25 protein-coding genes are annotated in these 23302 nt (G+C 64.9%); 16 read left to right on the forward strand and 9 right to left on the reverse strand.

What is annotated here, in order from left to right; all coding sequences use genetic code 11:
• Nucleotides 1-38 precede the first annotated feature (38 nt).
• Complete coding sequence (locus tag AC56K1_RS11590; RefSeq protein ID WP_497157988.1) at nucleotides 39-968, reverse strand: methyltransferase domain-containing protein; 930 nt, start codon at nucleotides 966-968, stop codon at nucleotides 39-41.
• Nucleotides 969-1054: 86 nt separating this feature from the next.
• Between AC56K1_RS11590 and AC56K1_RS11595 the strand changes: the two genes are divergently transcribed.
• From AC56K1_RS11595 to AC56K1_RS11615, 5 genes are all read left to right on the forward strand, one after another.
• Complete coding sequence (locus AC56K1_RS11595; protein ID WP_497157989.1) at nucleotides 1055-1810, forward strand: double zinc ribbon domain-containing protein; 756 nt, start codon at nucleotides 1055-1057, stop codon at nucleotides 1808-1810.
• 23 nt (nucleotides 1811-1833) lie between these two features.
• A complete protein-coding gene (gene trmL / locus AC56K1_RS11600) occupies nucleotides 1834-2304 on the forward strand; it encodes a tRNA (uridine(34)/cytosine(34)/5-carboxymethylaminomethyluridine(34)-2'-O)-methyltransferase TrmL (RefSeq protein WP_497157990.1) in 471 nt (156 codons plus the stop codon).
• A gap of 168 nt (nucleotides 2305-2472) precedes the next feature.
• Complete coding sequence (locus tag AC56K1_RS11605; protein ID WP_497157991.1) at nucleotides 2473-3027, forward strand: PEP-CTERM sorting domain-containing protein; 555 nt, start codon at nucleotides 2473-2475, stop codon at nucleotides 3025-3027.
• A gap of 137 nt (nucleotides 3028-3164) precedes the next feature.
• On the forward strand, nucleotides 3165-3800 hold the full coding sequence (locus AC56K1_RS11610) for a class I SAM-dependent rRNA methyltransferase (RefSeq protein ID WP_497157992.1): 636 nt from the start codon (nucleotides 3165-3167) through the stop codon (nucleotides 3798-3800).
• Between the two features lie 34 nt (nucleotides 3801-3834).
• Complete coding sequence (locus AC56K1_RS11615; RefSeq protein ID WP_489874654.1) at nucleotides 3835-4035, forward strand: hypothetical protein; 201 nt, start codon at nucleotides 3835-3837, stop codon at nucleotides 4033-4035.
• A 35-nt stretch (nucleotides 4036-4070) separates the two neighbouring features.
• On the opposite strand, the gene AC56K1_RS11620 is transcribed toward AC56K1_RS11615, so the two are convergent.
• Both AC56K1_RS11620 and AC56K1_RS11625 read right to left on the reverse strand, forming a co-directional pair.
• Nucleotides 4071-4544 (reverse strand): adenylyltransferase/cytidyltransferase family protein, encoded by a 474-nt coding sequence (locus tag AC56K1_RS11620; RefSeq protein WP_497157993.1) that lies wholly within the window; start codon nucleotides 4542-4544, stop codon nucleotides 4071-4073.
• Between the two features lie 8 nt (nucleotides 4545-4552).
• A complete protein-coding gene (locus tag AC56K1_RS11625; protein ID WP_497157994.1) occupies nucleotides 4553-5737 on the reverse strand; it encodes a PilT/PilU family type 4a pilus ATPase in 1185 nt (394 codons plus the stop codon).
• Nucleotides 5738-5894: 157 nt separating this feature from the next.
• On the opposite strand from AC56K1_RS11625, the gene AC56K1_RS11630 reads away from it, so the two are divergent.
• Nucleotides 5895-6836, forward strand: coding sequence for a hydrogen peroxide-inducible genes activator (locus AC56K1_RS11630; protein WP_497157995.1), 942 nt, complete (start codon nucleotides 5895-5897; stop codon nucleotides 6834-6836).
• A gap of 260 nt (nucleotides 6837-7096) precedes the next feature.
• Nucleotides 7097-8068, forward strand: a complete 972-nt coding sequence (locus tag AC56K1_RS11635) for a PEP-CTERM sorting domain-containing protein (RefSeq protein ID WP_497157996.1) — start codon at nucleotides 7097-7099, stop codon at nucleotides 8066-8068.
• 129 nt (nucleotides 8069-8197) lie between these two features.
• Here AC56K1_RS11635 and AC56K1_RS11640 read toward each other — a convergent pair whose 3' ends face one another.
• Nucleotides 8198-8653, reverse strand: a complete 456-nt coding sequence (locus tag AC56K1_RS11640) for a YaiI/YqxD family protein (protein ID WP_497157997.1) — start codon at nucleotides 8651-8653, stop codon at nucleotides 8198-8200.
• A 138-nt stretch (nucleotides 8654-8791) separates the two neighbouring features.
• Here AC56K1_RS11640 and ubiA point away from each other — a divergent pair, with 138 nt between their 5' ends.
• The 5 genes from ubiA (at nucleotide 8792) to AC56K1_RS11665 (ending at nucleotide 13181) form a co-directional block, all read left to right on the forward strand.
• Entirely contained in the window at nucleotides 8792-9646 is an 855-nt protein-coding gene (gene ubiA, locus AC56K1_RS11645; protein WP_497158062.1) for a 4-hydroxybenzoate octaprenyltransferase, read from the forward strand.
• A 57-nt stretch (nucleotides 9647-9703) separates the two neighbouring features.
• Entirely contained in the window at nucleotides 9704-10024 is a 321-nt protein-coding gene (locus AC56K1_RS11650) for an ElaB/YgaM/YqjD family protein (RefSeq protein ID WP_497157998.1), read from the forward strand.
• A gap of 16 nt (nucleotides 10025-10040) precedes the next feature.
• Nucleotides 10041-10418: a phage holin family protein gene (locus tag AC56K1_RS11655; protein ID WP_497157999.1), complete on the forward strand. Its 378-nt coding sequence runs from the start codon at nucleotides 10041-10043 to the stop codon at nucleotides 10416-10418.
• Nucleotides 10408-10710: a hypothetical protein gene (locus AC56K1_RS11660; protein WP_497158000.1), complete on the forward strand. Its 303-nt coding sequence runs from the start codon at nucleotides 10408-10410 to the stop codon at nucleotides 10708-10710. The genes AC56K1_RS11655 and AC56K1_RS11660 overlap by 11 nt, the downstream gene beginning before the upstream one ends.
• A gap of 263 nt (nucleotides 10711-10973) precedes the next feature.
• Nucleotides 10974-13181, forward strand: a complete 2208-nt coding sequence (locus AC56K1_RS11665; RefSeq protein ID WP_497158001.1) for a S8 family serine peptidase — start codon at nucleotides 10974-10976, stop codon at nucleotides 13179-13181.
• Between the two features lie 88 nt (nucleotides 13182-13269).
• On the opposite strand, the gene proC is transcribed toward AC56K1_RS11665, so the two are convergent.
• Entirely contained in the window at nucleotides 13270-14085 is an 816-nt protein-coding gene (gene proC / locus AC56K1_RS11670; RefSeq protein WP_497158002.1) for a pyrroline-5-carboxylate reductase, read from the reverse strand.
• A gap of 18 nt (nucleotides 14086-14103) precedes the next feature.
• Nucleotides 14104-14805, reverse strand: coding sequence for a YggS family pyridoxal phosphate-dependent enzyme (locus AC56K1_RS11675; protein ID WP_497158003.1), 702 nt, complete (start codon nucleotides 14803-14805; stop codon nucleotides 14104-14106).
• Between the two features lie 79 nt (nucleotides 14806-14884).
• On the opposite strand from AC56K1_RS11675, the gene AC56K1_RS11680 reads away from it, so the two are divergent.
• From AC56K1_RS11680 to AC56K1_RS11690, 3 genes are all read left to right on the forward strand, one after another.
• The gene (locus tag AC56K1_RS11680) at nucleotides 14885-15928 is read left to right on the forward strand and encodes a type IV pilus twitching motility protein PilT (RefSeq protein ID WP_497132887.1); all 1044 of its coding nucleotides are present in this window, start codon (nucleotides 14885-14887) and stop codon (nucleotides 15926-15928) included.
• Nucleotides 15929-15937: 9 nt separating this feature from the next.
• Nucleotides 15938-17074 carry a PilT/PilU family type 4a pilus ATPase gene (locus tag AC56K1_RS11685; RefSeq protein WP_497158004.1) on the forward strand — a complete coding sequence of 379 codons (1137 nt, stop codon included), beginning with the start codon at nucleotides 15938-15940 and terminating at the stop codon, nucleotides 17072-17074.
• 165 nt (nucleotides 17075-17239) lie between these two features.
• Nucleotides 17240-17872, forward strand: a complete 633-nt coding sequence (locus AC56K1_RS11690; protein ID WP_497158005.1) for a hypothetical protein — start codon at nucleotides 17240-17242, stop codon at nucleotides 17870-17872.
• A gap of 98 nt (nucleotides 17873-17970) precedes the next feature.
• Here AC56K1_RS11690 and AC56K1_RS11695 read toward each other — a convergent pair whose 3' ends face one another.
• Nucleotides 17971-18183, reverse strand: coding sequence for a pentapeptide repeat-containing protein (locus tag AC56K1_RS11695; protein ID WP_497158006.1), 213 nt, complete (start codon nucleotides 18181-18183; stop codon nucleotides 17971-17973).
• Nucleotides 18184-18337: 154 nt separating this feature from the next.
• Nucleotides 18338-20617 carry a TonB-dependent receptor domain-containing protein gene (locus AC56K1_RS11700; RefSeq protein ID WP_497158007.1) on the reverse strand — a complete coding sequence of 760 codons (2280 nt, stop codon included), beginning with the start codon at nucleotides 20615-20617 and terminating at the stop codon, nucleotides 18338-18340.
• A 137-nt stretch (nucleotides 20618-20754) separates the two neighbouring features.
• On the opposite strand from AC56K1_RS11700, the gene AC56K1_RS11705 reads away from it, so the two are divergent.
• Entirely contained in the window at nucleotides 20755-21237 is a 483-nt protein-coding gene (locus AC56K1_RS11705; RefSeq protein ID WP_497158008.1) for a glutathione peroxidase, read from the forward strand.
• 21 nt (nucleotides 21238-21258) lie between these two features.
• On the opposite strand, the gene AC56K1_RS11710 is transcribed toward AC56K1_RS11705, so the two are convergent.
• Complete coding sequence (locus AC56K1_RS11710) at nucleotides 21259-23298, reverse strand: glycoside hydrolase family 97 protein (RefSeq protein WP_497158009.1); 2040 nt, start codon at nucleotides 23296-23298, stop codon at nucleotides 21259-21261.
• Between the last annotated feature and the right edge of the window lie 4 nt (nucleotides 23299-23302).

Genomic DNA, 23302 nt, shown 5'->3' on the forward strand with positions numbered 1-23302 from the left:
TTATTCAAGGAAAATTGGGGCAGTGTTGTTGCCACCCGTTATTGAGGCTTGCGCGGCTGGAAACGCACGATCGCTTCCCCGGCCGCCGTGGTCTTCGGTGCCGGGCGGAAAGCGTGGCCAAAGATGACCTCGAAACTCAAACCCAGCTTGCCGTCCGGACGGCGCCCCGCCTCGAGTGCTGCGAGCATGCGCTCCCAGGCCGCACGCCCGACCAGGCCGCGCCGGCGCGTGGCCAGCGGGTTGCCGCCCAGCGCGCGCACGTCGGCCAGCAGCGCCTGCGCCGTGTCGTAGGTGACGGTAATGCGCTCGACGTCCATCACCGGCGTGGAAAAACCGGCTTCGACCAGTTGGTCGCCGAAATCGTGCATGTCCACGAAAGGCAGCGTGTGCGGGGTCTCGTCCATGGCGGCGAAGGCGGTGCGCAGCTCGGCAAACGTGTCCGGACCGAAACTCGAGAACATCAGCAGGCCCTCCACGCGCAGGATGCGGCGCCATTCGGCAAAGACGCGGTCCGGCTGGGGATGCCAGTGCAGCGCGAGGTTCGACCACAGCAAATCGACCGAGTTCGCGCCGAATGGCAGCTTGGCGAAATCGCCGCACAGGATGTCCACGCCGGCCTTGGCCGGCAACAAGCGGCTGAGCATCTGGTTCAGCGAGCGCATGCCGGGCACGGAGCTCGACAAGGCGCCCGCCGCCGCGGCCAGGGCCGGCGCGGCGTCGATGCCGAGGATCTGGGCCGCCGGATAGGTTTTCTGCAGCAGGGCCAGGTCGGCCCCGGCGCCGCAGCCGGCATCGAGGATCTGTTTCGGGACGATCTTGACCAGTTGCAGGCGCTCGTGCATGCGCGCGGCGATCTCGCGGCGCAGGAAGTCGGAGGGCGCGATGCGCCCAGGCGCGGCGAACAGGCTGCGCACGCGCGCGCCGTCGATCGGCGCGCTCATCTTGGAAGGGGGTTGCGGTGATGCCATGGTAGCGAAGCGGACAAATGAGATAATGGCGGGAGTGTACATGCTTGCGTGAGTCACAACCGATGCTTCAGCCGATGCCCCAGCCGATGCCCCTGCCCCGTAGCCTGACTTCCCTGTCGCGCTGGCCGCATGCCCTGCAAGGCGCGCTGCTGCGCACCTTGTTGCCGTCCAGCTGCGTGCTGTGCGGCATGCCCGGGGACGAGACGGTCTGCCCGCCCTGCTCGCTGGCGCACATCGGGAACAGCGCCGCGCGCTGCGCCTGCTGCGCCAACCCGGTCGGCGCCCAGGATGCCGGACGCCGCTGCGGCGCCTGCCTGGCCGACCCGCCGGCCTTCGACGCCACGGTGGCCGCGTGCGACTACACGGCGCCAAGCGACCGCCTGGTGCTGCAACTGAAATTCGGCGCCCGGCTGGCGCTGGCGCCCTGGATGGCGCGGCGGCTGAGGGATGCGGTCCAGGCCAGCGATGGCCTGGCCCTGCCCGAGCTGCTATGCCCGGTGCCGCTGGGGCCGCACCGGCTGGCCGAACGCGGCTACAACCAGGCGCTCGAAGTGGCGCGGCCCCTGGCGCGCGCGCTGGGCGTCGCTTTGTTGCCGCGGCTGCTGGACCGGGTGGTCGAGACGGCTGCGCAGTCGGGCGTAGCGCCCGGCGCGCGGCGCCGCAACGTGCGCGGTGCCTTTGCGGTGCGCGCCGGGCAGGCCAGCCTGTGCGGGCTTCACATCGGCGTGGTCGACGACGTCATGACCAGCGGCCATACACTCGATGAACTGGCCGGCGTGCTGAAAGCGGCCGGCGCGGCGCGCGTGACGAATCTCGTGTTCGCCCGCACGCCACCGCACTGATACTGCATACCAAGGAGAACGCGTTGTTCCATGTCGTACTGGTCGAACCAGAGATTCCGCCGAATACCGGCAATGTCATCCGTCTGTGTGCCAATACCGGCGTGCAGCTGCACCTGATCGAGCCGCTCGGCTTTCCACTGGACGACGCCAAGATGCGCCGCGCCGGGCTGGACTACCACGACTACGCCACCATGAAGGTGCACAAGGACTGGGACGCTTTTCTGCTCGACGTGCAGCCGGATCCCGCGCGCATGTTCGCACTGACCACCCACGGCTCCTCCCCCTTCGCCGACGCGCAATTCAGGCCGGGTGACGTGTTCGTGTTCGGCCCCGAGTCGCGCGGCCTGGACCCGGCCTTGCGCAACAGCTTCGCCCCGGCCCAGCGCATCCGCCTGCCGATGATGCCCGACAACCGCAGCCTGAACCTCTCGAACACGGTGGCCGTCGTCGTCTACGAAGCCTGGCGCCAGAACGGTTACCTGGGCGGCGCCTGAGTCCGCTTTTTTATCTCGAGCATTCCTGTCAGCAATGTTACATGATGTGGCAGATGGGCGACACATTCTGGAATTATTTCCAGGGTAACGCGACAGTAAGTGCCGGGCAGGAGTAGGCTGGACGCATCAGTTTCCATCGCCGCACCTTGCACTTGTTCGAGGTAACACATGAAAAAGCTTCTCCCGAGCGCCGCCCTGGCGCTCTGCTGCACCGCGGCCCATGCCGGTCCCATCTCCTGGGGTTTTTCCTTCAACGGTTTCTACGACAGCGTCAGCAAGAGCTTCCTGCCGCAGGAAGTCATCAGCGGGTCGTTCCGTGGCGATGACGCCAACGGCGACGGGCTGCTGGCCAGGGACGAACTCGTGTCGCTGGTGGTCGGCGAACTCGATTACCTCGCCTGCGCCTCCTCCAGCAACGCTTACTACCAGTGCGGCGCGACCAGCTTTTCATTCTCGCAGGACCAGGGCCTGAACTTCAGCGTGGGCAGCTACGGCAGTGACCCGGAAGGCTGGGTCGGCGGCGGCCGCCTGATCACGACCGGGGACCAGCACTATGCCTATGACTTCAACCCGTCCATGACGGTCGAGCGCCACCTGTACTGGACCAGCGACACCCAGCTGTCGATGAGCGCGATGGCGGCGGCGGTGCCGGAGCCGCAGACCTGGACCATGTTCGGGCTGGGGCTGCTGGGACTGGCGTGGCGGGCACGGCGAAACACGTAGGTGGGCGGCTAGGCGTCTGGGCGTGGATGAAGGCAAGTGTCGGCCGCTTCCTGGTTTTGCGGGAATGCCCGCCGGCCGGGTGCCGGGAATGGCGGCGGCTTGCTGTATCATCCCGACCTTGAAAACGAAAGCCGCGCATGCTCATCATCACCATCAAACAGGGTAAGGAAAAAGGCCTGCTGGCCGGCGACCCCTGGATCTATATCTCTGCCATCGACAAGGTCGACGGCAAGCCCTCGGAGCGCAACAAGCCGGGCGCCACGGCGATCGTGCAGTCGTCCTCGCGCCAGTTCCTGGCGCGGGCCGCCTACAACGCCAAATCCCAGATCGCCGCCCGCGTCTGGACCCTGCGCGAAGACGAGCCGGTCGACCACGCGATGATCAAGCGCCGCGTGCAGGCCGCCGTCGAGCGCCGCGCCGTGGCGCTGGACATCGCCGACCCGCAGGCCCTGGTGCAGCTGGTCGATGGCGAAAAGGATGGCTTGCCGGGCCTGCTGGTGCACAGCTATGGCGGCCCTGCAGGCTATCTGGTATGCCAGTTCAATGCCGGCGGCGTCGACCAGTGGAAGGTCCCGGTGGTGCAGGCCCTGCTCAAAGCCACGGGCTGCGCCAATGTCTACGAACGCTGCGACCCGCTGGTGCGAAAAAGCGAAGGCCTGGCTGTCACGCCGGGCGCGCTGGCGGGCGATGAACCTCCCAACAAGCTGATGGTCCGCGAGGGCAACCGCCTGGCGCCGATGGATATCCGCACCGGCTTCACCTACCCGCGCTGAAGCGCCGGTTCACCAGAACAGAAAAGGAAACGACATGGCCAAGAAAGAAGAAGCACTCGACGAAGAAACGCTGGCGTTCATCCACTGGTGTATCGAGGTGGAGGGATTCCTCGTCGCCGGCGGCGCCACCGTCAAGCAGGCCCAGGACCATATCGAAGAGCAGGTCGAATGGTTTACCGACCAGTTCTACGACGGCTTGACGCCCGAAGAAGCGGCCAAGGAAGCGCTGGCCTGAATCGTCGACCGGCCCGGCCTACCGGGCCGTTTCAATCATCCGCGGATCTTCGCCACCAGCTTGGTGGTCGAGCGGTCGTGCTCGAAATCGATCGCCACCGCCCGCCCGCCATAGGCCAGCACAGCCTGCCCTTCCGGAATCGCCGTCATGTCGTAGTCGCCGCCCTTGGCGTAGATCTCGGGGCGCGCCGCCAAGACCACCTCCAATGCGGTGTCCTCGTCGAACTCCACCACCAGGCTCACCGACTCCAGCGAGGCCAGCACCGCCATGCGGTCGGCCAGGTTGTTATGCGGCCGGTCGTCGCCCTTGCCCAGGCGCTTGACCGAGGCATCGGTATTGGCCGCCACCACCAGCGAAGCGCCCAGCTCGCGCGCCTGCGCCAGGTAGGTCACGTGCCCGCGGTGCAGGATGTCGAATACCCCGTTGGTCAGCACCACTGGTTTGGGCAGTTGGGCGATACGCTGGGCCAGCTCGGCGCGCGTGCAGATCTTGTTTTCGAATTGCGGCATACAGTCTTTTAAGTGGTTGGTGCGTCGTCTTGCGGTTCTTCTTCGACGGCCATCGACAGCTCGGTGGCCTTGCCGCCGCCGCCATCCGGGCCCTTGCGCTCGCCCGAGAGCTTGATCTGCAGGCGCAGGCCGTTGGCCGAATCGGCATTGCGGATCGCCTCGTCGTAGCCGATCAGCCCCTTGTTATACAGCTCGTACAGCGCGCCATCGAAGGTGACCATGCCCAGCTCGCGCGACTTGTGCATGATCTCCTTGATGTTCTGGAAGTTCCCTTTCAGGATCATCTCGCCGATCGTCGGGGTGTTGAGCAGGATCTCGATGGCGGCCTTGCGGCCCTTGCCGTCCTCGGTGCGCACCAGGCGCTGCGAGACCACGGCGCGCAGGTTCGACGACAAGTCCATCAACAGCTGGTTGCGGCGCTCTTCCGGGAAGAAGTTGATGATCCGGTCGAGGGTCTGGTTGGCATTGTTCGCGTGCAGCGTGCCCAGGCACAGGTGGCCGGTCTCGGCAAACGCGATCGCGTGCTCCATGGTTTCGGTGTCGCGGATCTCGCCGATCAGGATCACGTCCGGCGCCTGGCGCAGCGTGTTCTTCAGGGCGTTGTGCCAGGAATGCGTGTCGACCCCGACTTCGCGGTGCGTCACCAGACAGTTCTTGTTCTTGTGGACGTATTCGACCGGGTCTTCCACGGTGATGATGTGGCCTGCCGAATTGCTGTTGCGGTAGTCGATCATGGCCGCCAGCGTGGTCGACTTGCCCGAACCTGTGCCGCCGACGACCAGCACCAGGCCACGCTTGGTCATCACGACGTCCTTGAGCACCTCGGGCAGGTCGAGCTTCTCGAAGTTCGGGATCTCGGAGGCGATGGTGCGCACCACCATGCCCACGCTTTGCTGCTGCACAAAGACGTTGACCCGGAAGCGGCAGACGCCGGGCAGCGAGATCGCGAAATTGCATTCCATCTCGGCTTCGAATTCCGCGCGCTGGCGCTCGTTCATCAGCGACAGGGCCAGCGCGCGCGTGACCTCGCCGGACAGGCGCTGCTGGCTCAGCGGCTTCATGGCGCCCTGGTGCTTCATGCTGGGCGGGAAATCGCTGGAGATGAACAGGTCGGAGCCGCCCTGCTGGTGCATGACCGTCAGGAGCTTGTGGATATAAGCCTGGGCTTCCGCCGGGCCGAAGGTCGAAGACATGGGTGCCTCTTAAGAACGCAGGCGAAAATCCTGCCGGGCAATTATATCGACTATGATTTCAAATAGACCGAATCTATAAGAAATCTCGGCTGACTAAAAGCCAACATTGTGTCAGGATGCACGTCAATACAGCCGCGAATCCTGGGACCGATACCTAATGACATTGACCGAGCTGAAATACATCGTCGCCGTTGCGCGCGCCAGGCACTTCGGCCATGCCGCCGAAGCCTGCTTCGTGGCCCAGCCTACCCTCTCCGTCGCCATCAAGAAGCTCGAAGACGAGCTGGGCGTGACCCTGTTCGAGCGCGGCGGCTCCGAGGTGTCGGTGACGCCGCTCGGCGCCCAGATCGTGGCCCAGGCCGAACGCGTGCTGGAGCAGACCGCAGCCATCAAGGAGCTGGCCAAGCAGAACAAGGACCCGCTCGCCGGCCCGCTGCGCCTGGGCGTGATCTACACCATCGGCCCCTACCTGCTGCCGCCGCTGGTGCGCAACCTGATCGACACCGTGCCGCAGATGCCGCTGGTGCTGCAGGAAAATTTCACCCACAAGCTGCTGGAACTGCTGCGCCAGGGTGAGCTCGACGCCGCCATCGTGGCATTGCCGCTGCCGGAGCACGGCATGTCGATGCAGACCCTGTACGACGAGCCCTTCGTGGTTGCCATGCCGCGCACCCATCCCTGGGCCGGCCGCAAGGACATCCCGGCCGACGACCTGAAGCTGGAAACCATGCTGCTGCTGGGCGCGGGCCATTGCTTCCGCGACCAGGTGCTGGAAGTGTGTCCGGAAATGGCGCGCTATTCATCGCCGGGCAACGGCATGCAGCGTACCTTCGAAGGCTCCTCGCTCGAGACCATCCGCCATATGGTGGCCAGCGGCATCGGCCTGACCGTGCTGCCGCGCGCCTCGGTGGCCGACATGCACGATCCCCACGGCCTGCTGACCTATGTGCCCTTCGCCCACCCCACGCCCTCGCGCCGGGTCGTGCTGGTCTGGCGCAAGAGCTTCACGCGGCGCGCAGCCATCGATGCGGTGGCGCGCGCGGTGGGCGAATGCAGGCTGCCGGGCGTGGACATGGTCAGGCTCGAGGTGGCTGCCTGAGCCCTGGCTGGCCGCTCATGCACCGGCCGGCGCCTTGGTTTTCCTGATCAGCGCCTACGGGCATGTTTGGCCAAGGTGTTTGAGCTTATCAATCGTAAATACGATATCGATAGCAGGCACCGACTGTCGGTATGTCTTACATCGACTCTTGGTTTTTTGGCGGGCGCTTTTCTTAACTGACTGAATTGATTCATTAATTTCAAGCTGGCCCGTTTTATGCTTTGCGTATCGGGTAGACCATCAAACAAATAGGGGATGTAATGAAACAGTTCGTCAGCCGGCTCTTCATCGGCGTATTCCTGTTGGCAGGTTCGGCACACGCAACGCAATTGAGCTTGCCTGCCGCTAATGAGATGTCCGTCGGGACGTATAACGGTTTTAATGTGTATTCCCTGGATCTGCTCAAGCAGTGTGCCGCCGCAGGCGATCCGCGCTGCCTGCCATCCTCCGGTTTGCCCGCTCAATCGTCGCCTGGACAGATCGCCGACCAGGCGATCGTCTTCTCAGGGGCCAACGGCGCAACGAACTTCCCGCCATTCGCAGCCAACACCCCGGTCAACAACCCTTTCCTGACACCTTCCGGGAACCAGGGCTCAAGCTATACCATGGCCGATGCAGGCGGCGCCTTTACTGGCGACTTGGCTAACCGCTGGGACATTTCCCTTAATGCGCTGCGTAATTACCTGGATGGGAACGAACTAGTCTTCCTGTTCGATAACAACCAGAGCGGCTCGGGTGCGGGCCAGTGGATCAATATCTGGGCCCAGGCGCGCATCGTCGACGCCGCAGGAAACACGGTCAACAACCTGTGTTTCGAGCTCAGCACGGGTAGTGGCTGCAATGCACCGGTAATCACGAATTTCTTGCCGGTGGCTGCGAATTTCTGCGTGAACAAGGTCACTGGCGCCTCGTACAACATCGGTACGGCGACAAACGCCAACTCCTGCGGCGCTGCTGGCTATTATGTAGAAAACAACTTGGGCACGAACGTCGCGGAATTTGCTGCATTCAACCAGACGCTGAACGATGCCGTCTATAACCTAGTCAACGGGAACTACTTCCTGTCGCTCGATATTCGCTACACCGGCAATAATGCAGGCGCCGAGCAGCTCTGGATTTGCAGCGATTGCGACGTGGCCGGCCCGCGCCAGATACCCGAGCCAGCGACGCTGCCGCTCATGCTGATGGGTTTCGTGGCAGCCGGCCTGTTCGCCCGCAAGTCGCGCAGCTGACACTCGCTGCGCTCGCTGGATGAGACAAAGGAGCCGCAAGGCTCCTTTGTTGTATCAAGGCCCAGTCAAACTGGCGCTGGCAGCCACGGTAATATTTTTCGACCTCGACAGTACGCTGGCCGCGACGGCTCAGCCGCCGGCCCGCACCCGCGCCAGCTGGCGGTCGAGCGCATTCGCGAAATTTCGGCTGTCCGCCTGGCTGAACGCGGCCGGCCCGCCGGTATCGACGCCGCTGCCGCGCAGCTCTTCCATGAAGGCGCGCATGGTGAGCTGCTGGGCGATGGTGTCCCTGGTGTACCACTCGCCGCGCGGGTTGAGTGGCAGCCCGCCCTTTTCCAGCACCAGCGCGGCCAGCGGAATGTCGCCGGTCACGACGATGTCGCCGCTGCTCACGCGTTCGACGATCTCGGCATCGGCCACGTCGGCGCCGATTGGTACCTGCAGCGCGCGGATGAAGCGCGAGCCCGGCACCCGGATCAGCTGATTGGCCACCAGCGTCACGTTGATGTGCGTGCGCTCGGCAACGCGGAACAGGATGTCCTTGATGACGCCGGGACAGGCATCGGCATCGACCCAAATGTGCATGATGGAAATGGAAAAAGTTGGCGGGGGTCGATTGTACCGGCAAGCCCTCCCCTGAGGCTGAAACGCGTGCCGGGGGCAAAAGCTTTAGAATCGCTGTCTTCTGCTCAACAGTTCTTGCCCGACAAGACAACCCATTCGATGAACAAGCTGGCGCTCTATTTCCGCCTGGTGCGGGCCGACAAGCCGATCGGCATCCTGCTGCTGCTGTGGCCTACCCTGTGGGCGCTGTGGATGGCATCAAGCGGCATGCCCGACCTCATGGTGCTGGCCATCTTCGTGCTCGGCACCGCCCTGATGCGCTCCGCCGGCTGCGCCATCAACGACTACGCCGACCGCGAGTTCGACAAACACGTCAAGCGCACCAATGACCGCCCGCTTACCAGCGGCAAGATCCGCGGCTGGGAAGCGGTGATGGTGGCGGCGGTGCTGTCGGCGCTAGCCTTCCTCCTGATTTTGCCGCTCAATGCGTTGACCAAACAGCTCTCGGTGGCGGCGCTGGTCGTGGCCGGCACCTACCCTTACTTCAAGCGCTTCTTTGCGATCCCGCAGGCCTACCTGGGCATCGCCTTCGGCTTCGGCATCCCGATGGCCTTCGCCGCCGTGCAAGATACCGTGCCGGCCGTGGCCTGGTGGCTGCTGGTGGCGAACGTGTTCTGGGCGGTGGCCTACGACACCGAGTACGCGATGGTGGACCGCGACGATGACCTGAAGATCGGCATCCGCACCTCGGCCATCACCTTCGGGCGCCTCGACGTGGCCGCCGTCATGCTGTGCTATGGCGCCGCGCTGGCCATCGACCTGGCCTGCGGCTGGTACCTCGGGCTGCGCTGGTGGTTCGTGGCCGGGGTCGTGGTGGCGGCCGCCCTGGCGCTCTACCATTACACCCTGATCCGCCGGCGCGACCGCATGGATTGCTTCAAGGCTTTCCGCCACAACAACTGGCTGGGGGCCGCACTGTTCGCAGGTGTCGCACTCGACTATACATTCAGGTAATATTGCACAAAAGGCATTCATCCACCACATTTACTTACTTTAGCGAGGCTCTTCATCATGATGGAAAAGATCCCTACCCAAACCGGCACCCGTGACCAGCTGCTGTCGGACCTGAAGACCGTGATCCAGGACGCCGAAGCCTGGCTGCGCAATAGCGGCCACCTGACCGGCGACGAGCTCAAGGCGGCCAAGGCCAAGTTCGAGCAGACCCTGGCCGGCGCCAAGGAAAGCCTGGGCGAGTACCAGCAGACTGTTGTCGAAAAGACCAAGGAAGCCGCCAAGGTCACCGACGAATACGTGCACGAAAACCCATGGAAGTCGGTGGGCCTGGGCGCCGCCGTCGGCGTCGTCATCGGCCTCTTGATCGCACGCCGCTGATCCCGGGACGGCGCGCATGAGCATCATCGCGAACGTCAAGGCGCTCGGCGCCAGCATGCTGGATTTGCTGCGCACGCGGCTCGAACTGGCGGCCATCGAGCTGCAGGAAGAGACGCGGCGCCTGTTCGGCTACCTGGCCTGGGCCCTGGTAGCGGCGGTGCTGGCCTTCGTCGGCCTGCTGCTCGCCGTACTGTTCGTGCTGGTGCTGTTCTGGGACAGCCACCGCTTGCTGGCGGTCGGGGGCATGTTCATCCTGTTCGCGCTCGGCAGCGCATTTGCCGTCACCCGGCTGCGCGCCGGCCTCAAGACGCGCCCGCCCCTGATGGCGGCGACCCTGGCCGAGCTGCGCAAGGATGCCGGTTCGCTCAAGGGAGAATCCTTCCATGAAGGCTGAGACCGATACGCTGGCGGCGCGCCGCGCCGCGCTGGTGGAACGCTGTGCAGACCAGCGCGCGCAGGTGGCCTGCGACTACGCCTCGCTCGCTTCGCCCGCGACGCTGGGCGTGGTCCCCGCCCTGCTGAACCGGCACCGCAAGACGGCGCTGGTCGCCGCCGGCGTGGCCGCGGGCCTGTTCATCATCAGGCCGAAATGGGCCGTCGGCATCGCGACCGGCGCCGTGTCGGCCTACCAGCTCGCCCAGCGCCTGCTGCCGGTGCTGCGCTGGAAGGGCCTCGAGATCCACTGACGCCACCCCGCCCTGTCGTTCACTGGGCATTCTCTGCCGCAAGTCCCCTCCTGCATTTCCGCGCCTAGCACAAACGTTCGCCTGCACAATTGAACATTGGCGCGGATACGACGTTTTTTGACATTTGTAAAAATTAAATCGAGACGTATGTATGCACGTTTGACCGGTTCATTTGCCAACGGGATACTCATCAGGCGGCACACGGAAATGCCGTGTTTCAACTGGAGCATCCCGAGACAATAACAGATCAAGAGGAGCATATAGTGAGTACAAACCGTCGTCGTTTTTCCCTCGTTGCAGCACTTGTCCTGGCAATGGGCGCCCACGGCCCGGTCGCCAGTGCGGCCGTCACGGGCCTCGTGCCGGTCGTGACCGGCACCCATGCCGCAACCAAGATCGATAGCCTGTTCACCCAGGAGCTGAACAAGCAGCTCGCGAATGTCTACTACGACGTCATCGTCGTGTTCGACAAGAAGGAGAGCGCCCAGCGCCTGTCCGTCCTCGGCCGCAAGTTCAAGACCTACAAGGTGCTGCCGATGGCGCGCATGCTGCTGACCAAGGACGAGATCAGCAAGGTGGCCGGCTGGGGCGAAACCCGCTTCATCGAGCCGAGCCGCACCCAGCGCCTGTTCAATGCCGAAGGGCGCGCCATGACCCGCGCCGAGGAAGTGCAGCGCGTGCTCGGCCTGGACGGCTCGGGCGTGACCGTCGCCATCATCGACACCGGCGCCGACGGCCTGCACCCGGATCTCGGCAATGTCAGGAAGAACTACGAGGTGGCGGGCGCGCTCGGCAACGATCCAACCCAGGTGTATGTGTCGCTGACGCCGAACGGCATCGACGTCGAGACCTCGATCGTCGAGCGCCACCTCGACGGCCTTGGCACCCACTGGAACACCGACGAATACGGCCATGGCACCCACTGCATCGGCACCATCGCCGGCACCGGCGTCGACTCCGACGGCAACCTGCGCGGCATGGCGCCCAAGGCGACCATCATCAGCTACGGCGCCAGTACCGGCATCAACCTCCCCTTTACGCTGGAAGCCTACGACCACGTCATTGCCAGCAAGCGCGACGGCGTAGCCGACATCCGCGTGCTCAGCAATTCCTGGGGCAGCTCGACCTACGAGCCCTTCAACCCCAACCGCTCGACCAATGTCGCCTCGCGCCTGGCCTTCGAACAGGGCATCTTGTCGATCTTCGCCGCCGGTAACGATGGCGCGGGCCCGAACACGATGAACCCGTATTCGAACGCGCCGTACGGCCTGGGCATCGGCGCTACCAACAAGGCCTACGGCATGACCGGCTTCTCCTCGCGCGGACGGCCCGAGGGCAACCACGACCGCGAGCTGGCGCTGGCCAACCTGAACACCTTCCTGGCCGCCAGCGCCGAGGAGCAGGCGGCCTGGGACCACGCCGCGCGCCCGCTCGGGATCGACCGCCCGGCCATCGTGGCGCCGGGAGAGAACATCGTGTCGACGCAGAACCCGGTGCACCCGATGACCGCCTCCGGCACCAACTATGGCGCCGCATCCGGCACCTCGATGGCCACCCCGCACGTCAGCGGCATCGCGGCGCTGGTGCACCAGGCCCAGGACAAGAAAGGCGGCGCGCGCCTGGCGCCGCTGGACGTGATCCGCCTGCTCGAAGTCACCGCCAACAAGGAAGTCATGGCTGGCTACGACACCCATGACGCGGGTGCGGGCTTCGTCGACACCCGCAAAGCGGTCGACGCGGTCAATGCCGGCGCCATCCCAACCGCCGTCACGGCCGACGACCTGGTCAAATTCAATCCGGGCCCGGTCCGCGTCGGCGGCGGCGCCTACGCCGGCGCAGCGGCACTGAACTCGTTCCAGACCAACACGGGGTACGGCCTGCACAAGATCACGGTCGAACCGGGCGCCATCAAGCTGTTCGCCGATGCGTCGTGGGCGCTGGAGGCCAACAACCTCTACATTACCCTGTACCCGCCTGGCGTCGACCCTGCCACCGGCATCGGCTTCGCTGCCCAGTCGGCCGGCCTGACGACGGTGCAGAAATACCGCTCCGTCGATGTCAAGTTCCCGCAGGCCGGCGAGTGGCATGTTCGGGTCGACGGCCGCGTGAACCTGGTGTCGACCGACTATACCGGCAAGTACGAGGTGACAGTGCCGGACAATGTGCCGCCTACCGCGGAGCTGACGCTCGGCAGCACCAAGGTCAGCAACGGCCAGCCGGTGGCCATCAATGCCAGGGTCAGGGACGCCAACGGCGTGGCCAGCGTGAACGAAGCGCAGGTGCGGGTGCTGACCAGCGATGGCAAGGTGCTCCATGCCTTCGCCAAGCCGGCTTTCGCACAGCAGGGCGATGCGCTGGTGTTCTCGAAATCGGTCACCCTGTCGGGCAAGGCGCCGTGGACGGTCGAGGTTCGTGCGGTGGACGACGGCGCGCAGCAGGCAGTGAAGCAGGCGACCATCGGCCGTAAATAAGCGGTCATCGGCAGCAGGCAGCCGGCAAGCGCACATCAGCGCTCGCCGGCATGGTGATGCGGCGTGGCCGCATCACCCGCCAGTTCGTTCAATCTTTCCCGAGTTCGTCGCCCAGTTCACGCCCACGCGCACTGGCCGCCTTCATGGCCGCGACGATCGCTTCCTTCACGCCCGCCGCTTCCATGCTGCTCACCGCCGCATGCGTGGTGCCGCCTGTCGAGGTGACGCGCTGGCGCAGGGTCTCCACCGGATCGTTTGACTGCGCCGCCAGCTGCGCGGCGCCGGTGAAGGTGGCCAGCGCCAGCTTGCGCCCCTGCCCGGCATCCAGCCCCATCTCGACGGCGGCCTGCTGCATCGCTTCCAGGAAGTAGAAGACATAGGCCGGGCCGCTGCCCGACACCGCCGTCACCGGATCGATCAGGTTTTCGTCGTCCAGCCAGACGGTCTGGCCGACTGCGCGCATCACGCTGTCGGCGGCCTGGCGCTGCGCCGCGTCGACCTCAGGCTGGGCCACCATGCCGGTGATGCCCATGCCGATCAGCGCCGGCGTGTTCGGCATCGAGCGCACGATGCGGGTATAGCCCCCCAACCAGCGCGACAGGTCGGCAATCCGGATACCGGCCGCGATCGACAGCACCAGCGGCTGGCCGCCCAGCTGCGGCTTGAGCGCCGCGGCGACTTCGCGCATCTGCTGCGGCTTGACCGCCAGCACGATGATGTCGCAGCCGGCCACCTGCACGTCGATGGTATCGGCCGTGCTCACCCCATACTGGCCGGCCAGGCGCTCGAGCGCCTCGGCATTCGGGTCGACCACATGCAGGCTGCCGGCGCCGGTCAGTTGGCCGGCCAGGCCCGCGATCAGGGCCGTGGCCATGTTGCCGCCGCCGATAAACGCAATTTTCATTCGATTCCTTGATTGGACTTATTCATAGTGGCGCGCGCCAAAGATGGCGCTGCCCACCCGCACGATGGTCGCGCCTTCGACCACCGCCGCAGGCAGGTCGCCCGACATCCCCATCGACAGCGTGTCGAGCGGCAGGCCACCGAGGCGCAAGGACTCGAACAGCTTGCGCAGGCGCGCGAATGCGGCGCGCTGCCGGGCAGGCTCGGTGCTGGGCTCGGGGATCGCCATCAGCCCGCGCAGGCGCAGGTTGGGCAGCTGCGAGACCTGGCGCGCCAGCTCGGGCAGCTCGGCCTCGCGCGCGCCGCTCTTGGTGGCCTCGCCGCTGATGTTCACCTGCAGGCAGATGTCGAGGGGGCCGAGTTCTGGCGGGCGCTGCTCGGACAGGCGCTGCGCGATCTTCAGGCGCTCCACCGTATGCACCCACTGGAAGCTGCTTGCTATCGGCCGCGTCTTGTTGCTCTGGATCGGGCCGATGAAATGCCATGCCACCGGAATCGATGGTTGCAGGCGCGCCACTTCCTGCATCTTGTCGAGCGCCTCCTGCAGGTAATTTTCACCGAATGCGCGCTGCCCCGCGGCGATGGCTTCGACCACCGCTTCAGGGGGAAAGGTCTTCGACACGGCCAGCAATTGCACCTCGTTTTGCGCCCTGCCGGCCAGTGCGCAGGCCGCCTTGATTGTCGCTTCGACAGCTTGCAAGTTCCCGGCGATTATGGACATAATGGTTTTCTATAGGAAATATTTTGAGTCGAGACGAGGCCGGCTGCCTGGGCGCCACTCATAGCACAAGGATTATAAGATGGACATCTCAGAACTGCTTGCGTTCTCCGTGAAGAACAAGGCCTCGGACCTGCACCTCTCGGCCGGCCTGCCGCCGATGATCCGCGTGCATGGAGACGTACGCCGCATCAACCTGCCGCCGCTCGAGCACAAGGACGTGCACGGCATGATCTATGACATCATGAACGACGGCCAGCGCAAGCAGTACGAAGAGATCCTGGAGTGCGACTTCTCGTTCGCGATTCCGGGCCTGGCGCGCTTCCGCGTCAATGCCTTCAACCAGGAACGCGGGGCCTCGGCCGTGCTGCGCACGATTCCCTCGAAGATCCTGTCGCTGGAAGAACTGAACGCGCCGAAGATCTTCGGCGACCTGGCCATGCGCCCGCGCGGCCTGGTCCTGGTCACCGGCCCGACCGGTTCGGGCAAGTCGACCACGCTGGCGGCGATGGTCAACCACCTGAACGAAAACGAGTACGGCCACATCCTCACCATCGAGGACCCGATCGAATTCGTCCACGACTCCAAGAAATGCCTGATCAACCAGCGCGAAGTCGGCCCGCACACGCTCTCGTTCAGCAATGCGCTGCGCTCGGCGCTGCGCGAAGACCCGGACGCGATCCTGGTGGGCGAACTGCGCGACCTGGAAACCATCCGCCTGGCGCTGTCGGCGGCCGAAACCGGCCACCTGGTGTTCGGCACCCTGCACACCTCATCGGCCGCCAAGACCATCGACCGTATCGTCGACGTCTTCCCGGGCGAGGAAAAAGAGATGGTGCGCGCGATGCTGTCGGAGTCGCTGCAAGCCGTCATCTCGCAGACCCTGCTCAAGACCAAGGATGGCTCGGGCCGCGTGGCGGCGCACGAGATCATGATCGGCACCCCGGCGATCCGCAACCTGATCCGCGAAGCGAAGATCGCCCAGATGTATTCGGCCATCCAGACCGGCAGCAACGTCGGCATGCAGACGCTCGACCAGAACCTGACCGACCTGGTGCGCCGCAACGTGATCTCCAGCGCCGCCGCCCGCACCGCGGCCAAGATTCCAGAAAACTTCCCAGGCTAAGGACCAGCGATGGAACGCGACCAGGCATCCAAATTCATGTTCGACCTGCTGCGCCTGATGACCGGCAAAGGCGGCTCGGACCTGTTCATCACGGCCGGCTTCCCGCCGGCGATCAAGATCGACGGCAAGATGACGCCAGTCTCGAACCAGCCGCTCAACGCCACGCACACGAACGACCTGGCGCGCGCCATCATGAACGACAAACAGGCGGCCGGCTTCGAGCTCTCCAAGGAATCGAATTTCGCGATCAGCCCAGGCGACCTGGGACGCTTCCGCGTCTCGGCCTTCATGCAGATGGGCTGCGTGGGCATGGTGCTGCGCGTGATCACCACCACCATCCCTCGTTTCGAGGACCTCGACCTCCCGGAAACCCTGAAGGACGTGATCATGACCAAGCGCGGCCTGGTGATCATGGTCGGCGCCACCGGTTCCGGCAAATCGACTACCCTGGCCGCGATGGTCGGCTACCGCAACGAGAACAGCTACGGCCACATCATCACGATCGAAGACCCGGTCGAATTCGTGCACCCGCACCGCAACTGCGTGATCACGCAGCGCGAAGTGGGCGTGGACACCGACAGCTTCGAAGCGGCCCTGAAGAACTCCCTGCGCCAGGCCCCGGACGTGATCCAGATCGGCGAGATCCGCGACCGCGAGACCATGGAGCATGCGATCGCGTTTGCCGAGACCGGCCACCTGTGCCTGGCCACCCTGCACGCCAACAGCTCGAACCAGGCGCTGGACCGCATCATCAACTTCTTCCCCGAAGAGCGCCGCCAGCAACTCCTGATGGACCTGTCGCTGAACATGAAGGGCCTGATCTCGCAGCGCCTGATCCCGAAAAAGGAAGCCAAGGGCCGCGTGGTGGCAATGGAGATCCTGCTGAACTCCCCGCTGATTTCCGACCTGATCTTCAAGGGCGACGTCCACGAGATCAAGGAGATCATGAAGAAGTCGCGCGAGCTGGGCATGCAGACCTTCGACCAGGCCCTGTTCGACCTGTACGAGGCGGACAAGATTTCATATGAGGATGCGCTTCGCAACGCGGATTCGGTCAACGACCTGCGCCTGAACATCAAGCTCAATAGCAAGCACGCGAAGAACCGCGATTTCTCGGCGGGGATGGAGCATCTCGGGATCGTCTGAGACGCCTGCGCGGGGCAGCTGCTTGAATGGGCGCTGCGGCGCCCAGTTCCTTTTCCGGAACCGGATCACGGCCGCTTTCATGCCTGCCGCATATTCGCTGCCCAAAGCCTCCGCTATGGGCGCTGCGTCGTTACAATCGCGGTTTCGTCAACGTTCGGAGCGGCCTTGGAACACGAGAATCATCCCCACCACCACCCCCATGGCACCGGCGTGCGCTGGCTCGACATCAGCCTGGCCGTCGCAGCGGCAATCGTCTCGCTGGTCTCGCTCTGGCTCGGCCTGCACTCGGCGCATTCGATGGAAAAGCTGGTGGCGGCTAACAGCTATCCTTACCTGGACCTGATGCGCTCGAATTCGTCGCGGGCGCCGGCCAGCGAAACGGGGCTGTTCCGCAAACGGGTCGAGTTCGAGATGGTGAATAACGGTATCGGGCCTGCCCGCATCGAATGGGTCGAGCTGACCTACAAGGGCAAGCCTGTCGCGAACCTGCACGCCTTGCTGGACGCCTGCTGCGGACCATCGAAAGAGTTCAACATCCCTGTCAATGTCCGAGGCAACGTCTCCAGCGCTCTGGTGCGCCCCGGTGGTACGCTGGTCATGTTCACCTCGAGCGAGACGGCCGTACCCAACCCGAACTTCGACGCCCTCCATCGCAGCATGAACGACATCAAGTACTCGGCCTGCTACTGCTCGGTGTTCGACGAGTGCTTCATCCGCAAGGAAGACGGCAAGCCGCAGCCGGTCGAACAATGCACGGCGCCGGCCGTGCCCTTCCAGCCGACCTTCGAACGCAGCTAGCCGCCCTTCGGCAACGTTCAAACCCATCGCCCGCACTATCTCGGCCGCCTGGCGCGCCGAGATGGTCGCCCCCAGGAACTGCCTGCCATTTGCCAGCTTCAGGCCTCCCAGGTCCACCTCGCGCAGGTCCGCGCCCTCGAAGCGCGTGTCTTGATGTGGGCGTCGCGCAGGCTGCCGCCTTCGAACACGGCGTCGCGGAAATCACAGCCCGACAAATCGGCATCGGCGAAGTCCGGCCCCAGGGCGAGGGAGGAGTCGATCCGGGCGCGCGAAGGGGTGTCGCTGGTGAAGGTGTTTATCTGGCGCGTCATGCAGAGAGAATCCTGCGGACGCGAGTGAGCCTAGAATCGTAGCGTGGGCAGATCTCCCGCCCACACGGTCGGATCACAGTGATGCTGCCCGTGCGGCTGTTCAAAAGCTCACTATCACCCCGTGGGCGGAGAATCGGCCCACGCTGCAACAGCATCAGTGGCCGGGGCCACCTGGGCCACCAGGACCACCCGGCCCGCCCGGCCCACCAAACATCATCGGCCGGCGCTGCCCCGGCCCGCCAAAACTGCCGAAGCGGTAGGACAGCCCCACATACGCCACGCGCCCGCCTGTGCGGCGGATACTGTATTCGCGCAAGCGGTCGGTCTCGGTGATCATCTCCGCCTTCTGCGAGTCGAACAGGTCGTTGATATTCACCACCAGGGTCAGGGCCGGCGTCAGGTTGCGGCGATAGTTGACATCGGCCGTGCGCACCGGCTGGCGGTAGCCCTCCCCGAACAGGGTCTTGCCCTGGGCGTTGAGCATCAGCTGGAAGCTGTTGGCTGTATCCATCTGGTAGCTGATGCGCGCGCGTCCGCTGATCGAGGTGGCGCTGCGCTTGTCGTCCAGCGCGCTGCCCAGCACCGTCTGCTCCGAGTAACCGATGTTGCCGTTCACGTTGAGCATCAGCTTCGGGCTGGCGCGTCCGCTGAAATTGAATTCGAGACCGCTGGACGTGCTGCTGCCGGCGTTCTCGCGGGTGGTCAGGAGCACGTCGTTGGCCAGCAGGAAGCGGCGTTCCGAAATCAGGTCGGTGTCGCGGCGCGTATACAGGCGCACGTTGGTGTCGACCTTGCCCAGCTTCGTTTCAACGCCCAGTTCCAGCGAATCGGAATCGGTAGGCTTCAGGTTCGGGTTGCCCGACGAGACATTGAGCTCGTCGCGGTAGACCACGAAGGGATTCAGGTCGCCCGCGCCCGGGCGGCGGATGCGGTGCGCGTAGCTCAGGCGCAGCGTGGTGTCGTCGGACAGGCCGTAGGTGACGAAGGCGCTCGGGATCGCGTCGAAATAGTGGTTCGTCGCGCGCTGGCCGGTCGTGACCTGGTTCATGTCGAGGTCCGTGTACTCGGCGCGCAGGCCGCCCAGCACGCCCCACTTGCTGTCGATGCGCCACTGGTAGGTGCCGTACAGCGCCACCGTGGTATCCGTCAATTCGAAGCGGTTGGTGCGCGAAGTGTTCACGCGCTCGGCCTGCGTGGCCGGGTCGAGGTCGAAATAGGCGTTGTCGAACACATTGCTGTTGCGCGCCACCTTGTAGCCCATCTTCATCACGCCATGCTCGCCCGGCAGCTCGTAGTCGCCGGTGAAATCGACCACGCGCGTTTCATTCACGCCGGCCTGGCGGCTGTTGGCCGCGGCGGCGGTCGGTGGGCGCACCGTGTAGGCGCTGGCATAGCGCGCGTCGCTATCCGAGTCCGATCCCGACAGGCGCAGGTCGAGCTTGAAGACTTCACCCGGCTGGCCGCCCTTGTGGTCGAGCCGTCCGCCCAGGCTGTAGTTGCGGCTGTCGGCATCGCGCAGGCTGGTGCGCAGGTAGTCGTTGTCCACCACGCCGGTCGCGTTCAAGCTGCGATAGTGGTCGGTCGAGCGCGAGCCGTTCTCGTTCTGCGAATAGCTGGCGGTGACGCCGAGCACGTCCTTCTCGCCGAGGTTATAGGTCATGCCGCCATTGAAGCCGGCTGCATCGGTCTTGTTCTCGCCGCTGGAAACCTGGGTGCTGCGCGCGACGGCGCCGGTGACCGGGTCGATCCGTTCGCGCCGGGTCTCGCCGCTGGAATCGCGTCCGTCGTGGCGGCGGAACACGCCGCCCTGCAGGCTGATGCGGCCAGCGTTATAGCTGCCAAAGGCCGAGGAATTGTAGCGTCCGGACTGGCCGAGGTTGGCGTTGACCACGCCGAAGCCGCCCGGGCTGCGGTCGCGCCGCATCACCAGGTTGATGATCGGCCCGCCGCCGCCTTCGTTGCCGAACTGCGCGCCCGGGTTGTTGATCACTTCCACCGATTCGAGGTCGCCTGCCGGCAGCGCATTGATCGCCGCCGCGCGGTTCTCGCCCTGCATCATCGCGGAGGGTTTACCGTCCACCAGGATCTGCACGTTGCCGCGTCCGCGCAGCGTCACATTGCCCTCTCCGTCCACGGCCACCGACGGCACCTTGTTCAGGGTATCGGCCACCGTGTCGTTCGAGGTGGCCGGGTCGGCCTTGACATCATAGGACTGGCGGTCGATGCGGTTCGTGGTCTTGGTGGCGGTGACGGTGACTGTGGACTCCACCGGCACGGGCTTGGCCGGAGCCTGCCTGGCCTGCTCTGGCACCGCGGCAGCCGGCGCCTGCTGGGCGAGAGCCGCCAGCGGCGCCAGCAGCGTGCCTGCAACCAAGTGGGCAATCAGGGAAATCCGGGGAGGACGTGGACTTGCGGTAGGGCGTGTGGTGGACATGGTTCCTGCTCGACAGTTGAGGCGAGCGCGATTGTCGCATGGAGGCAGGTTTACATATGTAACAAACAATGACAGCGAAACAGCAGCATTTGCGGCCTTGTCTTACACTTTGCGTTTAACCCTACAAGAACGCCACCATGAACGTCTTCGATTTCACCGCCAATGGCCTGGACGGCCAGCCTGTCAGCCTGGAGCGCTTCCGCGGCAAGGTGCTCCTGATCGTCAACACCGCCAGCGCCTGCGGCTTCACGCCGCAGTACAAGGGGCTGGAAGAGCTGCACCGCCAGTACGGCCAACGCGGCCTGGCCGTGCTGGGCTTTCCCTGCAACCAGTTCGGCAAGCAGGAACCCGGGAGCGAAGCCGAGATCGGCGAGTTCTGCGAAAAGAACTACGGCGTGAGCTTCCCGCTGTTCGCCAAGGTCGAGGTCAATGGCGAGGACGCGCACCCGCTGTTCAAGCACCTGAAGGGCGAAAAGCCCGGCGTGCTGGGCACGGAAGCCGTCAAGTGGAACTTCACCAAGTTCCTGGTGGGCCGCGATGGCGAGGTGGCGAAGCGCTACGCGCCGCAAACGACGCCTTCGGAGATTGCCGGCGACATCGACCGGCTGCTGGCGCTGTAGGCCGGCAGCCGGCGCTTCACCTTACGGCTGCGGCACCAGGCGGATCGCCTGTCCGCCGCCGGGGGCCAGGCGCATCTGCAGCACGTCCGTCGCGGTGACCGTCTTCGTCTCGACCACCAGGTCGAAGCGGCGCGCCGTGCGGTAGTCGGCCTTGTCGCCGTCGCGGTAGATCTCGGCCGTGTAGCGCTTGTCCTTGTCGAGGAAGTCCAGTTTAAGCGGGAGCGTGCGGCCCTGGTCATCGGTGACCGCGCCCACATACCAGGCGGGGCTAGCGCGGTCCTTGCGGGCGATGGTCGCGAACTTGCCGATCACGCCGTGGATCACGCGCGTATCGGCCCAGTCGGTCGGCACGTCGCGGATGAACTTGAAGGCGGCCGGGTATTTCTCGTAGTTTTCCGGCAGGTCGGCCGCCATCTGGATCGGTGAGTAGATGAGCACGAAGTTGGCCAGCTGCTTGGCCTGGGTGGAATTGAACACCTTGCCGTCCGCGCCCACCAGGCTCAGGACGCCCGGCGTGTAATCCATCGGGCCGCTCAGCATGCGGGTAAACACCAGCTTGGCCTCGTGGTCGACGCTGTTGGGCGGATTGCCCCAGGCGTTGTACTCGACGCCGCGCGCGCCTTCGCGTGTAAGCCAGTTCGGATAAGTGCGGCGCAGGCCGGTGTCCTTGATTGGCTCGTGGGTGTCGATCGAGAGCTTGTATTTCGCTGCCTCGGTGACCGCTTTCACGAAATGGCGCACGCCTTCCTGCGAATCGTAGTGGCCGTAGCGCGGCTTGCCGTCGCGGCCCATGAACAAGGCGGTGCCCGCCTCGTGCACATAGCCCGACTTGATGCTGTCCACGCCCAGCTTCGCATACAGTTTATAGGCGGCGTCCATCTGCTTTTCGTAGGCGACGATGTTGGCGCCGGTCTCGTGGTGGCCGATCAGGCGCACGCCCTTCGACCTGGCGTAGGCGGCCAGGCCCGGCAGGTCGAAGTCCGGGTAGGGCTGGGTGAAGCTGAAGTCGGCGCCGCCATGGCCCCAGTCGCTCTCCCAACCCTTGTTCCAGCCTTCGACCAGCACGCCTCGAAAACCGTTCTTCGCCGCGAAGTCGATGTGTTTTTTCGTATTGGCCGTGGTCGCGGCGTGCTTCGGCCCAGCATTCCAGCTGCCGCTGTTCAGGTGCATCTGCCACCAGACGCCGACGAATTTCGACGGCTTCACCCACGACACGTCGCCCAGCTTGTTCGGCTCGTTCAGGTTCAGCACCAGGTCGGACATGTAAAGCCCTGCCGCGTCGCTTGCTATCTGCAGCGTGCGCCACGGCGTGGTGAAGGCGCCCTGGCGCACCACGGCCGGGCCGCCCGGCGACGGCGCCAGCATGGCGCGCAGCTTCTGGCCATCCACCTTGCGCAGCCACATGCTGGCGTAATCGACCAGCGCCGCTTCGTGGAAGGCGATGTGGGTGCCGTCGTCCAGGCGCACCGTCAGCGGGGTATTGGCGATGCCGATTTCGCGCAAGGGAGCCTTGCGGATCTCTTCTTCCAGGCCCGGCAGCTCGCCGGCTGGAATCCACCAGGCAGTGGCCGGCTGCGTCACGACGAACTCGGTCAGCTCGTCGAGGATCTCGACCGTTTTCAGTTGCGGCTGCGCCGGGAATTCGTAGCGAAAGCCGACACCGTCGTCGTAGATGCGGAAAACCACCGTGAGCTGGCGGCCCTCGTATTTTTTCTGTTCGAGGTCCACGCGCAGCTCGCGGTAGCGGTTGCGCACGAACTGGCGCTCGCCCCAGGGCTGTTCCCAGGTGCTGTCATGGTCACGGGTAGCCTGGCGCCGCAGGCTGAAGCCGCCGTCGAGCTTCATCGCATTGGCCAGGTTGAAGCCCAGGCGCGACAGCCCGATGATGGGCGCGCCCTTGCGCGTGATGCTGTAAGCGAGCTTGCCGCCGCCATCGACCTGCACTTCCACGCTCAGGACATTGCCGGGCGACGCGGCGCTGGCGATGACCTGCTGGGCCCAGGCGGGAAGGCTGAAGAAGCAGGATAGTGTCAGGACGGCGGCGAAGCGGCGGATGTGCATGGAG

Source organism: Telluria sp. ZB4P37, from assembly GCF_059685855.1.